A 14217-nucleotide genomic window follows, 5' to 3' on the forward strand; every position below is an offset into this window, starting at 1 on the left:
TCGTAATTTTGGCTGTAATACTAGCCGTAATTATTTTCGTGGGGGCTATAATCGTTACGGTAAGTGTTGGGTATTTTATCGGTATGGTTATCGCAATAATGCCGTTTGTTAGCGACTTGCTTATAAATGGGGTCGGAGTAACTAAGCAACAAATCCCGGTAATTACTGCGTGGATGGCGGTACTCAGACTCGTAGTTACAACCAGTATTAGCTTCAGAAACTGGAAGGAGTTGACGCTTAATGCGGATGACCACCGATAATCGCATCGAAACCTTACGTAAAATATACGCTGATCAAAGACGGGAATTTAACGAGATTAAACGCAAACAGGAGGACTTGTTAGAGCGTAGAGTCGAATTGGATAAGAAAGAACGTGAAGTACTACGCGGAATAATGGATACGGAAATAATGCTGGAAAGGTTCGGAATAATGGCGGAAAAGGACTACGAGGCTAATTTGCGGAAGGGGAGTCGAAATGCAGAAAAAGAACGTGGTTAAGCGTATGAAAGAAGTCGAAGAACCTGAGAGCGTAGAGATAACGTGTAATAAGTGCGGTAAAACAAAGACTGCCGTAATTATTGCGGAGAAATATGACTTCGTCAGGGATGAGTTTCACGAATTCTTAGCTACGTTTGGTTACGGCAGTAGTTTCGATTTAGAATATTGGAGTTTCGATCTGTGCGAAAATTGCTTAGTCGACATAGTTAAAACGTTTAAATACGTTCCAAAAGGCTTTCGTATTGACCAGCAATACCCACTTGTAAAAGACGAAAGCAAAGAACATCAAGCGCTGTTTGACGATTGGAAGAACGGCAAGGAGTGGGATGAGTTTAGATATAAATCAGATGACGAACTAAACAACTTACGAAATTTATTTGATGACGGTTATATTGACGAAGTAATAGCGAAAAGAAAGGAAGAAGGAGAAAACAATTGATTAAACAACGCAAACAGTCTGGACGTAAGCTCGACATTTACTACTACTCTATAACAGGAAATACCCGATCATTCGCCGAGCGGTTCACGCACCTAAGTAACGTTTACCGAATCCCGATTTCCGAAAACTACCCCACGCAGGAATTTATCGTATTTACTCCGACCTACAACTTCGGCGAAGTCCCTGCGCCAGTAAGTCGGTTTTTAGAAAAGTACAGCGAGTATTTAGTCGGTGTAGTTGCGTTTGGTAATCGGAATTGGGGAGGGTATTACGCTAAAGCAGGAGAATTGATCGCTAAGAAATTCAATGTTCCGTTACTAAAGCGAATTGAATTGCGTGGTACGGACAAGGATTACGAATTTATAAAGGGGCTGTTAAGTTGACAGACTTAAGCAAAACGCATATTGAGTTAAATAATGAAATTATGTTACGTGACGATAACGGAGTATTGCAATTCGACAAAGACAAAGAAGCGGTAAGGGCGTATTTTATCGACCACGTTAACAACCGAATGAAGTGGTTTCATTCGCTGGAAGAAAAGATAAAATTCCTCGTCGAATTTAACTACTACGACAAGCAATTAATCGATAAATACACAACGGACGAAGTTAAGCGAGTGTTCAAATACGCTTATTCGTTTAAATTTCGTTTTCCTTCGTACATGTCCGCGAAGAAGTTTTACGATAATTACGCACTTAAAACTAACGACAAACAGTTATACCTAGAACGGTACGAAGATCGTGTTAGTATTGTCGCTTTATACTTCGGAGATGGAGACGTTAATAAGGCGTTGGATTTCGCACATATTTTAATTACGCAACAGTACCAACCGGCAACCCCGACGTTTCTTAACGTTGGGAAAGCACGTAGAGGCGAGTTTGTTTCGTGTTTCCTGCTCGAATGTGGCGATAGTTTGAACGACATCAACATGATGAATTCTACTGCTCGACAGTTATCTAAAAAAGGCGGGGGAATCTCGATCAACTTATCTAAAACACGCGCTAAAGGTGAGTCGTTAATGGGGTACGAAAATGTAACTAGCGGAGTTGTTCCGATCATGAAAAACCTCGACCAGTCATTCCGCCATATTAATCAAGCTGGGCAACGTAACGGTTCGGGTAGTGTGTACCTAAACGTATTTCATGCGGATATTTATGATTTTTTAGACACAAAGAAAATAAGCGCAGATGAGGACGTAAGGGTAAAAACGCTTAGTATTGGCGTAGTTATACCGGACAAATTTATAGAACTAGCTCGTAAGAATAAGCCTGCTTACTTATTTTATCCGCATAACTTATACGAAGTTACCGGGAAATATCTCGATTTAATCGATTTTGAAGAAGAATACGAGGGTTTAATCAACAATCCGCAGATACGCAAGCAACGAATTGACCCTCGTAATCTATTAGAACGGATAGCAATTACGCAACTAGAGTCGGGTTATCCATACATAATGTTCGAGGGTAACGTTAATCGGGAACATGCTTTAAATAATCTCGGGAAGGTGACTTTTTCCAATTTATGTAGCGAAATTCTACAATATAGCGAGGTATCCGAATATACCGACTATGGCGAAGAAGATATACTCGGTCAAGATATTTCGTGCAATCTCGGCTCGCTAAACATAACGAACGTCATGAAACATAAGAACATCGAAGGTGCGGTCAAGCACGCAATAGACGCACTAACACGTATTTCCGACGAAACAGACATAAAAAACGCACCAGCCGTAAATAAAGCTAACGTAGAAATGAGTTCGGTCGGACTCGGCGCAATGAACCTTCACGGTTACTTAGCGCAGCAAGGAATTCCATATGAAAGCGACTTAGCAATCGAATTTGCAGACGTATTTTTCTCTATTGTTAATTACTGGACGTTGGTTAGGTCGATGGAAATTGCGAAAGAACGTCGCGAAGTATTCAAAGGATTTATCGGAAGTAAATACGACACAGGTGAGTACTTCGACGAATTTATACAACGTCCTGCCGAGATTAAGTCGGAAAGGATTGCGAAGTTATTTGACGGCATTTTCGTACCTAAATCGGAGGATTGGCGAAAGCTAAAAGCAGACGTGAAGGAAAACGGTCTTTACCATTCGTTAAATCTTAGCGACTTCCTATAGTAATGTAGGTCGAAAACGAGTTAAATTGCTGGGAAGCCTTAAAGACCTTAACACCACAACGTAGCTGGAAACGGCAGGCGTGATGGTAGGCGAAAGCCGGAAAAAAGTTTAGGTATGGTGTATGGCAAAACCTAACCACTAGTACAATAGGCGATCAGCAGCGAAACGCCGTGTAGGCGGACGTTCAACGACTATAATACTCGAACCCTCCGAAAGTAGAAAGGAAATGATGTTCGAGATAAGGGATTACTCTCATAGAAAATATGTCAATCTGATAGATACCGAGTGTTTACTGTGTTATAGGAAATTTAAAATACCCGCTAACAATAAAGGCAGGATTATCACGTGTTGCGACTACTGTTCATCTGTAATACTAAGTATGAAGAAAACGACAGGTAGTTATCACCAGTGTAAAATGTGCGATAAACCGGTATTTGTTACAGACAGGAAGCGTAGGAAAGTTAAAAGAATTTATTGCAGTAGAAAATGCGCTAATTTAGGTTGGAGTACTTACCATGAAAATAGAGGGACAGGGAAGAAGTATTACGGACCCAATTGGTTGAATCAGAGAAGAAAGTGCCGTAAGAGAGATGATTACAAATGCGCAGACTGTGGTATTTCCGAAGAAGATTACGGGAAAGAGATGTCCGTTCACCACATTAGACCATTCGTTTATTTTGCTAGCTACCAACAAGCTAATAAACTAGAAAATCTCGTGTCAGTGTGCGAAGACTGTCACAGAAAAAGACATAGTGGTGAAGAACATCCCTCTAAATTTGATATGAACTTAATTGTAGCAGATACAAAACCTAAAGTCAAAATAATGCAAAAGAAAAAGGCACAAAAAGTTTATGATTTGTTAATTACTACAGATAAAACCCTTGCGGAAATATCTAGGGAAACTGGACTTTCGTATGGAGGGGTCAGTAAAATATATCACGGAACACGCTGGAAAGAATTATACAATAAACCAGCAGTGCTAACAAATCCAAGAAGGTGCTCAAGAGACTAACTAAAATCTTTCGGAGGGTTATGGTATAGTCTACTCCCTAAAAATACAGCGAAAGCTGGGGTATAAAGGATAGACAAGCAATCGCACCTACGGGAAGTATTTCGTACGTACAATCGGCAACGGCGTCGGTAATGCCGATTATGGAGCGGATTGAAGATCGGCTGTATGGTGACAGCAAGACGTATTACCCTATGCCGGGGTTATCTCCGCAAACGTGGTTTTTATACAAAGAGGCGTATGATATGTCGATGTATAAAGTTATAGATCTAATAGCAACTATTCAACGCCATATCGATCAAGGAATTTCCTTTACGTTGTTTATCAAGGACTCAACGACAACTCGCGAATTAACTCGTATTCAAATGTACGCACACCACAAAGGAATCAAAACGCTGTATTACGTAAGGCAGAAAGATCAAGGCAACGAGGAGTGTGTTTCTTGTCAAATTTAAACGAAAATTTAACCGATATTATAACCGCAGCCAACTGGAACGAACCAGACGACGAATTCACGGAAATGTTCGCCTTGCAGAACCTCCGTCAATTCTGGCTTCCAGAAGAAATCTCGTTAACTAGCGACACTTTGACGTGGAAGTCGTTGTCCCAGCGAGAAAAGGACGCATACAAAAAAGTACTCGCAGGGTTAACGCTGCTCGATACGCTACAGGGAGATGTCGGAATGTCAAAAATAGCCGATCACATTCCCTCACATCAGCAAAAAGCGGTATTAACGTTTATGGGCGGTATGGAAAACCTCGTCCATGCACGGAGTTACTCGAATATCTTCTTGACGTTAGCTTCCTCAGAAGAAATTGAACAACTATTCGCTTGGGTTAACGACAATCAGTATTTACAGCGGAAAGGTAAAGTAATTGATGGTTATTATCGTAGCATCACGGGATATGACTTATCGTTATATAAAGCAATGGTTGCATCAGTTGCTTTAGAGTCGTTCTTATTTTACAGCGGGTTTTATTATCCGTTGTATATGGCAGGTCACGGAAAACTCATCGGCAGCGGCGAAATTATTAACTTAATTATTCGCGACGAGTCAATTCATGGTGTTTATGTTGGCTTATTGGCGCAAAAACTGCTCGAAAATTATCCGACAGAAACTCGAAAGGAAATGCGGAGCTTCACCGTCGATTTATTCAACGACCTGCTCGAAAATGAAATCGAATATACACGCGACGTGTACGCAGGGCTGGACGTAGAACAAGACGTTATCCAATTCGTTAAATACAACGCAAATAAGGCGTTAAATAACCTCGGATATGACGGTATTTACGAGGTTGACGAAGTAAACCCGATTGTTATTAACGGGTTAGACACGAAGTCCAAGTCGCACGACTTCTTTTCGACGAAAGGAAACTCGTATAAAAAGGCGTTAGTTGAGCCGATTAGGACGGAAGATTTTTATTTCGGCTAAGCAACTTGTAAATAAAACTTACAAGTTCGTAATTAACTGTATCACTTTCAAACATTTAGGAGGGATTTACGGATGAACAAGCAAAATCAACGCAAAGAAAAGTTCATCGAAGTTATGGCGTATATTATCGTAGGCACAGGCGTGGGGCTTATCGTGCTTACTGCCTTGGCATTGTTCGTAAGGTTCGTGTTGATTCCGTTGTTCAGCTAAATAAAACGTAGAGGAGACGGTTATATGACGAATAGAGAAACGTTGTTAAAAATTCTTAAAAACCTTAAAAATTTATCGTGGTCAACAATGGACGCACCATACCATGGAGTATCGGCAGAACAAGAATCGGCTATTTATTTTTCGATTAATAAAGCGTTAGAAGGTACGGGAATAACAGAGCAAGACGTTATAAATGGAGATTACTTAGAGTTGATTAACAAGGAGGATTAATATATGACGAAAGATAAATCGGAAAATATCCCGGAAAGTATTCCAATTAAACGAAATAGCGAAGAACAGGAGAAAGCGAAGGGAGCAACAAGGTGGGTTATCTCTAAAAAAGCATCATCGACGATCACCTTACCTAAAGGTCACGGAAATAACGGAGAATTAACCGTAGGCTTCAAGCGCCTATCCCCCGACGCTATTATCCCTACGAAAGCACACGCAACTGATTCCGGGTTTGACCTGTACGCAAGTGAGGACGTAATTATCGAGCCGGGCGAAACGGCGCTTGTGCCCACAGGAATCGCAGTACAGTTGCCTGAGGGTTGCGAGGCGCAAGTGAGACCGAAGTCGGGAATTACGAGCAAGACGAAACTTCGCGTACAATTAGGCACGGTAGATAACGGATATACCGGCGAGGTTAAGGTGATTGTCGATAATATTTCTAACTTAAGTTATGACTTACAGTCAGATGACCCATGGGTTATTCAATCATTAGGAGCAGACAGAAAAAGAATTACAGACGTGGCGGTATGTACTGATGGGGATTTAGTGGAGTTAGACATGCGGTTTCCTTTGGGGACAGCTTTAATAGAAAAAGGCGACAAAATCGCCCAGCTAGTCGTCCAGTATTTACCGCAAGTCACGGCGGTTGAGGTTGACGATTTAGGCGAGGAAACGGCCAGAGGCGTAGGCGGATTCGGGAGTACGGGCGTTAGACACGAAAAGGAGGCACGGGAACGTGAACGAAAGCGAACGCGAGTTAAGAGTGATAATGTACGAACAGGCGTTAAAGATAAACGAACTAGAGAACGAGATGGACGAAATGAAAGACAGACTCAACATGACGTCAATAGCAATAACAATAGGGTGCTTAACGATAGTGGTAATTATCGGGATGATGTTTCTAATGGAGTTAGTTCGCTAGGCACGTTCGAAGTTACTGCATATACCGCAGACTGTCAAGGATGTACCGGAACTACCAAGAGCGGACAAGACGTGAGCAACACGATATACTCCCAGGAAGGTTTGCGAGTGATTGCAGTAGACTCTAACGTAATTCCTTTAGGCAGTACGGTGGAATTATCGTTTAGTGGTGGGGAGACTGTACGAGCTAAAGCGATAGATACGGGAGGCGCAATTAAAGGTAGTCGGATTGATTTACTGATGGAAACGGAAGCAGAGGCGTTGGAGTTTGGTCGTCAGTCTGTAAACGTGAAAATAATTGATTAAAGGAGCGGATTATATGAAGCTACACTACATTATTGACGAAGAATTGAGCGGAAAACAAACGAAGGTTGAGCGGGAGTATGTCGAGGTTGACCGGGAAGCAGACGTTGGGGATTATTTCGTATCCCTTGATGATTTAATCGGTATTACTTACGGAACTATATACCGAGTCGAATCACTTACGAAGGATAAAATCCACGGACACAAAGGGCGTCGGTTCTTTGACGATGAAGGAAGATGGCGAGCTGTTTGGTCGCCTTATAAATATAAAACGTTAGAGCCAACGGGATACGTCCGCATCGACGGCAAGCGCTATAAACTAGCGGACAGACGGGCGGAGGTTGGCGAATCAGTAATGTACTTATACGAAGGTAAGTCCGACGGGGTCGTTACGAAAGTGACTGACGTAGGTGTACAGTGTGTAGACGTAGAACCTTATCGAGATGCTGACGAAGAAGGGAACGTCACTAGTCTATATCACGGATTTTATTACGTACTTGAGCCTGCTGAGGAATCGGAAGAAGAATCTCCGAAAACTACCGAGGACTTGGTCGCAAATCTAGCCGCAGAGGTCGCGAAACTAAAGCGGAGAGTCGAAGGGTTAACTCGTCTTACAGATACGCACCAATCTACAATAATGCAATTACTCGACCATGCCGACAGCAACCATAAAGATATCGTTAAGCAAGCGGAGGAGTTCGCAGACTTTAAACATAGCCCGTCGAAATGGGCGGAACAAAGCGATGTAATCGAATTAAACAAACGTGTTAGCGCGCTAGAATCAAACGTAGAAGCGTCTGGTAAAATCGTGGAGGTGTATGTAGGTGGTCGAAAATTTAACTAAGGCGGAGTTTTTCCGCCAAAAATTTGACGATGTGAAAGAGACTATGCCACTTGGATTAATTCGAGATTCCGCAGACGTTATTTTCGCAGGTTTGGTATACAACATAGCTTGCGGCAGTGACTCGTTAGCAGTCGAGCATTTACAGGAATTACGGGATTTGGTAGACGCATGGCTTACGGAAACAGGACGTAATAGCGACGGTTGGTCGCTGACTAATGACGTAAATGAGTATCGGAATAAAATACTGCGGGAGGGGTTTGCGGATGGAAACGAATAAAATAAGAGTCGTTAATGGGCGTTGGTGGTACGAAGATAAGGTCGGAAAAGTATTTAAGGTACTGCGTACAGAGATTATAGATAATAACGAAGATGAAGATGATTTATCTACGTATGAAACCTTAAGGATTCACGAGGTAATCGATCCTGACGATAGGGAAGTTTCGTACATATTGGATACAGATTGCGTAACAGTAAGCGGAGATCAAGGCGACGCAGTCCAGCACCCGTCCCACTACACGCACGGAAAATACGAAACGATTGACGTCATAGAGGACGTAACTAGTGGGTATGGCGATGGGTATATCGCTTATTGCGTCGGAAATGCGGTGAAGTACTTGTACCGTGCGCCGTTTAAGCACGAAAGCCCACTAGAGGACTTGCGGAAGGCAGCGAAATACATAGAGTTTGCGATTAAGCGGGCGGAGGGGGTTGAGTGACGGAACGTTTCTTAATCGACGACCAAGGACGTACTAATAAACGTTTAAAACCGTTACATATATCTCCTACAATACGGAGAGAAATGCATGGAAATGAGCCGAGAGTCGTAGAACCTGTCGGATGGCAATTGGCGGAGGATTACGACGAATATAAGACGAAAGGAGAACGATTATTGTCGAAAACTATCCCGTTTACTTACGTATCTTTATTCAGCGGTATAGGCGGATTCGAGCAGGCGTTAAATAAACTCGGAGGAACTTGCGTACTAGCTTCCGAGATTGATAAATTTGCGAATCAAGCTTATGAGGTATTATACGGTCACAAAACGGTAGGAGATATAACAAAAGTGTTGGCAAAAGATGTTCCTGATCATGATGTATTGGTCGGGGGATTTCCTTGCCAAGCGTTTAGTGTTGCTGGCAAACGTGGAGGATTTGACGATGCAAGAGGGACATTATTTTTTGAAATGGCACGAATAGCTGACGAAAAGAAACCGAAAATAGTCCTCGCAGAAAACGTAAAAGGATTAGTCGGACACGATAAAGGTAAGACGTTTGATACGATTATTAAAACGCTCAATGACATCGGATATCGTGTAGACTTCAACGTATTAAACTCTAAATATTTCGGAGTGCCGCAGAATAGAGAGCGGATTTTTCTCGTAGGTATTCGAGAGGATTTAATCGAGAATGAACCGTGGACTGACGTTAAAGGAACGACTGTTGTTCCGAAAGGAAAGCGAAGGATTAGCGGTTATGAAGATGTAAAGACATTTAATTTTGATTGGCCCACGCAGACGGAAGTTACGACTAGGTTACGGGACGTTTTAGAGCCAGAAGTCGACGAGAAGTATTATTTAAGCGAGGAAAAGACGGCAAAGTTGATTGCGCAGTTACACGTAAAATACCCGATAGATAGAGACGGAGAGGTGAGCGGAATTTGTACGGACTCCAATATTTCCCCTACCGTGGACGCAAGTTACGCAAAGGGTATGGGTCCGAGCGACATACCGTTAAATAGACATCGACGCACACACGTGGCAGAGCCACAAATGGTCGGGCACTGTGACATTAAAGGACATGACGCACTCCGCCGAGTCTACTCGGCGGAGGGTGTATCGCCAACCCTTACGACAATGGGTGGAGGACATAGGCAGCCGAAGATTGCGGAAGCTACGGAAGTACGTCCAGTCCTCACGCCAGACCGTCTTAACAAGCGCCAAAACGGACGCAGGTTTAAGGACGACGGCGAAGAATCATTCACGCTTACGGCGCAAGACAGGCATGGGGTTGCTTTTTCGAGAGGGGAGTATCTTAGTGACAAGAAAAAGGAAAGAGACACCTTTGAAATACTGCGAAAGTTGCGGGAAGAAGCTGGAGAGGAAACGTTGGTCGAATGGGAATCTAGAATCGATGCTTCATTTCAAACGAAGGAAGTTTTGCGATGTGATCTGCATGTCGGAGGGGTTTTCGGGGAGGCAGATTTCGAAAGACCCGAGTTGGACGACAGCGCACAAAAGAGCGAGAGACTTGAAGAATGCGGAGAAATGCGAGAAGTGTGGATCAACGAAGAATCTGGACGTACACCACAAAGACTCGAATTGGAAAAACAACTCGCTGGAAAACTTAGAAGTATTATGTCGTGGATGCCACATTCGAACTCACAGGAAAAAGACTTGCAAAATTTGTGGGAATCCGCACAAGGGTCTAGGATATTGCAACAAACATTACATCAGATTCAAGAAGTATGGAGACCCGATGTACAAAAAGCGAGGTACAGAATAAGAAAACTCACACCGTTAGAAACATGGCGACTGCAAGGATTTCCAGACAAAGCGCACGAAGCAGTCAAGCAAGCAGGCATCAGCGACTCACAACGTTACAAAATGGCGGGGAATGCTGTCACGGTTAACGTAATTGAGGCGTTGGGTAAACGACTTATTTCGTACTTGCAAGCCGAAAAATAAAGATATTACCGTCCGAGCTACCTCGATCATACGCAAACTCATATGGAGCATTTTCTGGCGAATACGCATACTCCTTCGCAAACCTGCGTGCCGACAAATAATAACGCTTATCTACAACGTATTGGGCTGTACTTGCATGGACGTCGGCGTTGATTAAGTGTGCGCTAGGTTTGACGATGGCTAGGGCACGTTCAGCCGGATTATATGCGATGGATAAACGATGGTATGGCTTAATATCGAGTAGCTTGCGGGTAGTTGCGTTTAGGTAAAAACGGCGTTGCTTATCCAGCGTAATAAATGGCGCTCCGTCGGAAGGGACGAATTCAAATCCGGATAGCAAGTCGGTAGCAGCTTCAATAGCTTCGGACATATTAACACTCCGTTCAATTTAAGATAAATATATTTTAACGCACCAAAAACGATAAGTCAACGCAAAAGAAAGGGAGTCGGTATATTGTTTAAAGATAATAAAGATTTTTATCCTACACCAAAAGCGTTGTTTTATAAATTGATGAATGGTACTAGATATATAAGCGGTAGAATTTTAGAGCCGTCCGCCGGAAAAGGTGACTTGATTCGTTACATAAAAGAATTAAACCGTAATGTAAAAATAGACGCAATAGAAAAGGACAGTCGATTATCAGGCTTACTAATGAGCGAAGGAATTAACGTCGTATGGGACGACTTTCTCACATATGAAACGTATAAAGAATACGACCTTATCGTAATGAATCCGCCATTTAGTAACGGAGTAGATCACGTACTAAAAGCGCTAGAATTGGCGGAAGCGCAAATCAGTTCCTGCGAAATATACGCAATCTTGAACAAAGAAACGCTCGACAACGCTTATTCTAGTAAACGGCAAGAGTTATTACGCAAGCTAAACGATTATGATGCCGAAATTAGATACGTAAAGGACGCTTTTACTTCCGCCGAACGAAAAACGGACGTAGAGATTGCATTAATTAACGTTGTAATCGTAAATAAAGGCGAAGGTAAGTCGATATATGATAGTATTCCGTTTATTAAGCGGAGCGAGAACGAGCCTAACGAGTTGGAAACGGCACTATCTACATATGTTAAAAGTAACGAAGTCCGGGCGAAAATTAACGATATAGAACGGTTGGTGCTTGAGTACGAAAAGGCGTGCGAGGTTGCTAAAACGGCGTTCAAGGTTATGCGTAATAAGTCCTCTCTGTTTAGTTATTTTGGTAAAGTAAACAAGAAAGACGGGGAAATTGGTTCTCCTTTTACATATGTGACTAAAAAAGGATATACCGCAGAGGATTTAAACAATGAACTAGACAGTTTAAGGCGGATTTATTGGGAATTAATTTTAGATACAGGCGAATTTAAAGCTTTATTAACAAACGAGTCAAGACAGAAGTTAAATCGCCAATTAGAAGCAGCAAACGAAATGGAGATAAATATAACAAACATTAAAACGTTGTTAACTGCTCTAGGCGCAAACCGAGAAGAAATGTTAATCGACTCTATTATTTCAATATTTAAGCGTATTACGAGATACCACATGAACCAATATTCGACTAATATTCACTACTACGACGGCTGGAAAACAAACAACGCCTACAAAATCAACAAAAAGATCATCATTCCGATACAACGAGGCGGTTTTGACGAGTGGGATTATCGAGAGGATTTCAGCTTATTGTGTTTGGACGTCAGGGAGTTTATCGAGGACATAGTAAAGGCATTCCAGTTAATCGACCATTCCGTGTCAAACGAATTTACTTACGTAGCTAGAGGAGAGTTTGAAAACGACTTACTGCGGTTTAAAATGTTTAACAACGGTAATATCCACGTTTGGTTTAATCGTCTTGACTTGCTAAACAAGCTTAATTACATATGCGGCAGTCACCTCGCTTGGATTCCGTCCGATGACGAAGTAAAAACGAACAAAAAGGCGCGGGAGTTTGTCGTTAAGGAGTTCGGTGACGGCGTTTTGTCGAGCGGGCTTATCGTTGGCGGAGGTGTTGCGTAGTGGGAATGACGTACAAAGAACGCCTACAAGACGACTACAACCGCCTATGCACGCAAGTAAGAGCCGGAGAACTCCCGCAACCTGCCCGTAACCAAGCGATAGACGAGACTGTTAGCGCCTACGTCCTAGCGCAGGATGCGGAGTTTGAGCGGAAGGGAGACCGAGCTCCAATTGCGTTTAGGGATGCGAACATGCTCGATCGATTCGCAAATTTAATCCTACACGAAGATTTAACGTGGAGTCATCCGGATAAAATGAGTATCGTAGAGTATCCGGTAATGAGCGACGCTCAGGAACGGAGGAGAGCCGAAAAGGCAACGTTACATAGCGAACTAGAATATAAAGACCGGCAGGCAAACGGTAGGGTTAAGCGAAGTTATACCGACAACCAAGGCGGAATGCGTGTAAGTAATAATCGGATACCGTTTCCGGTGGCTGACGATGTTTACGAGAGGGAATCCGTAGGAATGGACGTGCTTACGTTGTTGGATAACGCAGGATTGACGACTAGGCAACGGGAAGCGGTCGAGCTAGTTTATTTCGAGGGATTGACGCAGGAGCAGGCGGCTGAGCGGATGGGACTAAGCCATAAACGTATAGTCGGTATTTACATAGAGCATGCGTTAATGAAAATAAAGAAAATTGCATAAAAATACGCCTACTCCTTTAGTGGGGTAGGCTTTATTTGCGTGTTATTAGTCATCTTTATGCATAGTCAATACTTTAAAGTCATATCCAATATACTCAATGTCCTCTTTAGATATTATTTTCCCTTCTTCCGGGCGGCCTTTAGCCCGAAAAGGCTGTTATCGAGGAAACTCCTATTGAATTTGAAAAAGCGGATGCGGTAGAAAAAAGAAGCTTGCGGGGATTAACCATTGGAATAATTGGCGGAAACCGATCTGAACAGGCTGAGCAAATAACAGAGTGTGATATATTAACTTATGGAGGTACTGACCAAGGTCGTGAGTTTGATGCTTTGTTAAACGAGTCTGATGAGTTGGTTATATTAACCAAATTTGTCTCGCATGCGGCGATGTGGAAAGCCAAAGCACACGCCATTACAGAGGGAAAGCCTATACATTATACTAAATCAATTAACATACATCGTATCTTAGATGAGATAAAATAATTAAAGCCCGGCTTAGCAGGCTTTAATTATTTTAAACAACTTCTTAGTTAGTCACTACCTGGATTCAATTAATTACTAAGTGCTTTTTGCTCGCTATAATAAGCATGTAAGTATTGTGGACTAAGTTCTTGATTATTAAATTCCGATTCGTCCATATCTGCCAAAATTTCTTGGAATTTATTTAGCAGTTCCATTTCTCTTGCTTGAAACTTAGGGGCATATTCCATAATTTCGGCGTGAATCCTTTCGAAGGAGTAGGCTGGCTTTTTACTAAAACGCGCCATATGCTTTTGCGCTATAGTTGGTTTACCGCCCTCAAATACTCTACCGCTAATTACGTTGGCGATTGCCAACAACTTGCCAAACTTTTGATCTCTATTCATTTTAAATC

General features: G+C 42.5%; 19 protein-coding genes and 1 pseudogene. 18 read left to right on the plus strand and 2 right to left on the minus strand.

What is annotated here, in order from left to right; genetic code table 11:
- Nucleotides 1-8 precede the first annotated feature (8 nt).
- The 15 genes and pseudogenes from KQI21_RS05280 (at nucleotide 9) to dcm (ending at nucleotide 10692) form a co-directional block, all read left to right on the plus strand.
- Complete coding sequence (locus KQI21_RS05280; RefSeq protein WP_216482997.1) at nucleotides 9-260, plus strand: hypothetical protein; 252 nt, start codon at nucleotides 9-11, stop codon at nucleotides 258-260.
- Nucleotides 241-498 (plus strand): hypothetical protein, encoded by a 258-nt coding sequence (locus tag KQI21_RS05285; RefSeq protein WP_216482999.1) that lies wholly within the window; start codon nucleotides 241-243, stop codon nucleotides 496-498. Before KQI21_RS05280 ends, KQI21_RS05285 begins: the two co-directional genes overlap by 20 nt.
- Nucleotides 476-937, plus strand: a complete 462-nt coding sequence (locus KQI21_RS05290; protein WP_216483001.1) for a hypothetical protein — start codon at nucleotides 476-478, stop codon at nucleotides 935-937. Before KQI21_RS05285 ends, KQI21_RS05290 begins: the two co-directional genes overlap by 23 nt.
- Nucleotides 934-1320 carry a class Ib ribonucleoside-diphosphate reductase assembly flavoprotein NrdI gene (nrdI, locus tag KQI21_RS05295; protein ID WP_216483003.1) on the plus strand — a complete coding sequence of 129 codons (387 nt, stop codon included), beginning with the start codon at nucleotides 934-936 and terminating at the stop codon, nucleotides 1318-1320. Before KQI21_RS05290 ends, nrdI begins: the two co-directional genes overlap by 4 nt.
- Nucleotides 1317-3059: a class 1b ribonucleoside-diphosphate reductase subunit alpha gene (nrdE, locus tag KQI21_RS05300; protein WP_373687628.1), complete on the plus strand. Its 1743-nt coding sequence runs from the start codon at nucleotides 1317-1319 to the stop codon at nucleotides 3057-3059. The genes nrdI and nrdE overlap by 4 nt, the downstream gene beginning before the upstream one ends.
- A gap of 559 nt (nucleotides 3060-3618) precedes the next feature.
- Complete coding sequence (locus KQI21_RS16010) at nucleotides 3619-4071, plus strand: HNH endonuclease (RefSeq protein ID WP_253291309.1); 453 nt, start codon at nucleotides 3619-3621, stop codon at nucleotides 4069-4071.
- A gap of 71 nt (nucleotides 4072-4142) precedes the next feature.
- Nucleotides 4143-4523, plus strand: a pseudogene (locus KQI21_RS05310) (ribonucleotide reductase barrel domain-containing protein); the annotation flags it as partial.
- Nucleotides 4511-5500: a class 1b ribonucleoside-diphosphate reductase subunit beta gene (nrdF, locus tag KQI21_RS05315; protein WP_216483006.1), complete on the plus strand. Its 990-nt coding sequence runs from the start codon at nucleotides 4511-4513 to the stop codon at nucleotides 5498-5500. The pseudogene KQI21_RS05310 and the gene nrdF, both read left to right, overlap by 13 nt.
- A gap of 72 nt (nucleotides 5501-5572) precedes the next feature.
- Nucleotides 5573-5710, plus strand: coding sequence for a hypothetical protein (locus KQI21_RS05320; RefSeq protein WP_216483008.1), 138 nt, complete (start codon nucleotides 5573-5575; stop codon nucleotides 5708-5710).
- A gap of 24 nt (nucleotides 5711-5734) precedes the next feature.
- Nucleotides 5735-5941 (plus strand): hypothetical protein, encoded by a 207-nt coding sequence (locus tag KQI21_RS05325; protein WP_216483010.1) that lies wholly within the window; start codon nucleotides 5735-5737, stop codon nucleotides 5939-5941.
- 3 nt (nucleotides 5942-5944) lie between these two features.
- Nucleotides 5945-7168 carry a 3D domain-containing protein gene (locus tag KQI21_RS16490; protein ID WP_309245506.1) on the plus strand — a complete coding sequence of 408 codons (1224 nt, stop codon included), beginning with the start codon at nucleotides 5945-5947 and terminating at the stop codon, nucleotides 7166-7168.
- Nucleotides 7169-7181: 13 nt separating this feature from the next.
- Nucleotides 7182-8009: a hypothetical protein gene (locus tag KQI21_RS05340; protein WP_216483012.1), complete on the plus strand. Its 828-nt coding sequence runs from the start codon at nucleotides 7182-7184 to the stop codon at nucleotides 8007-8009.
- A gap of 43 nt (nucleotides 8010-8052) precedes the next feature.
- On the plus strand, nucleotides 8053-8286 hold the full coding sequence (locus KQI21_RS05345; RefSeq protein WP_216483013.1) for a hypothetical protein: 234 nt from the start codon (nucleotides 8053-8055) through the stop codon (nucleotides 8284-8286).
- Nucleotides 8273-8725 (plus strand): DUF3310 domain-containing protein, encoded by a 453-nt coding sequence (locus KQI21_RS05350; RefSeq protein ID WP_216483015.1) that lies wholly within the window; start codon nucleotides 8273-8275, stop codon nucleotides 8723-8725. The genes KQI21_RS05345 and KQI21_RS05350 overlap by 14 nt, the downstream gene beginning before the upstream one ends.
- Entirely contained in the window at nucleotides 8722-10692 is a 1971-nt protein-coding gene (gene dcm / locus KQI21_RS17050; RefSeq protein WP_216483017.1) for a DNA (cytosine-5-)-methyltransferase, read from the plus strand. Before KQI21_RS05350 ends, dcm begins: the two co-directional genes overlap by 4 nt.
- Here the strand turns inward: dcm and KQI21_RS05360 are convergent.
- A complete protein-coding gene (locus KQI21_RS05360) occupies nucleotides 10664-11062 on the minus strand; it encodes a hypothetical protein (RefSeq protein WP_216483021.1) in 399 nt (132 codons plus the stop codon). The genes dcm and KQI21_RS05360 overlap by 29 nt on opposite strands.
- Nucleotides 11063-11146: 84 nt before the next feature.
- Between KQI21_RS05360 and KQI21_RS05365 the strand changes: the two genes are divergently transcribed.
- The 3 genes from KQI21_RS05365 (at nucleotide 11147) to KQI21_RS05375 (ending at nucleotide 13826) form a co-directional block, all read left to right on the plus strand.
- Nucleotides 11147-12694 carry a DUF4942 domain-containing protein gene (locus KQI21_RS05365; RefSeq protein ID WP_216483022.1) on the plus strand — a complete coding sequence of 516 codons (1548 nt, stop codon included), beginning with the start codon at nucleotides 11147-11149 and terminating at the stop codon, nucleotides 12692-12694.
- Between the two features lie 191 nt (nucleotides 12695-12885).
- A complete protein-coding gene (locus tag KQI21_RS05370; protein ID WP_216483023.1) occupies nucleotides 12886-13344 on the plus strand; it encodes a sigma factor-like helix-turn-helix DNA-binding protein in 459 nt (152 codons plus the stop codon).
- A 212-nt stretch (nucleotides 13345-13556) separates the two neighbouring features.
- Nucleotides 13557-13826 (plus strand): DUF2325 domain-containing protein, encoded by a 270-nt coding sequence (locus KQI21_RS05375; RefSeq protein ID WP_216483025.1) that lies wholly within the window; start codon nucleotides 13557-13559, stop codon nucleotides 13824-13826.
- Between the two features lie 68 nt (nucleotides 13827-13894).
- On the opposite strand, the gene KQI21_RS05380 is transcribed toward KQI21_RS05375, so the two are convergent.
- Nucleotides 13895-14209, minus strand: coding sequence for a type I-C CRISPR-associated protein Cas8c/Csd1 (locus tag KQI21_RS05380; RefSeq protein WP_216483027.1), 315 nt, complete (start codon nucleotides 14207-14209; stop codon nucleotides 13895-13897).
- Nucleotides 14210-14217: the final 8 nt, after the last annotated feature.

This window comes from Virgibacillus proomii (assembly GCF_018916875.1).
GTDB classification, from domain to species: Bacteria; Bacillota; Bacilli; order Bacillales; family Amphibacillaceae; genus Virgibacillus; species Virgibacillus proomii_B.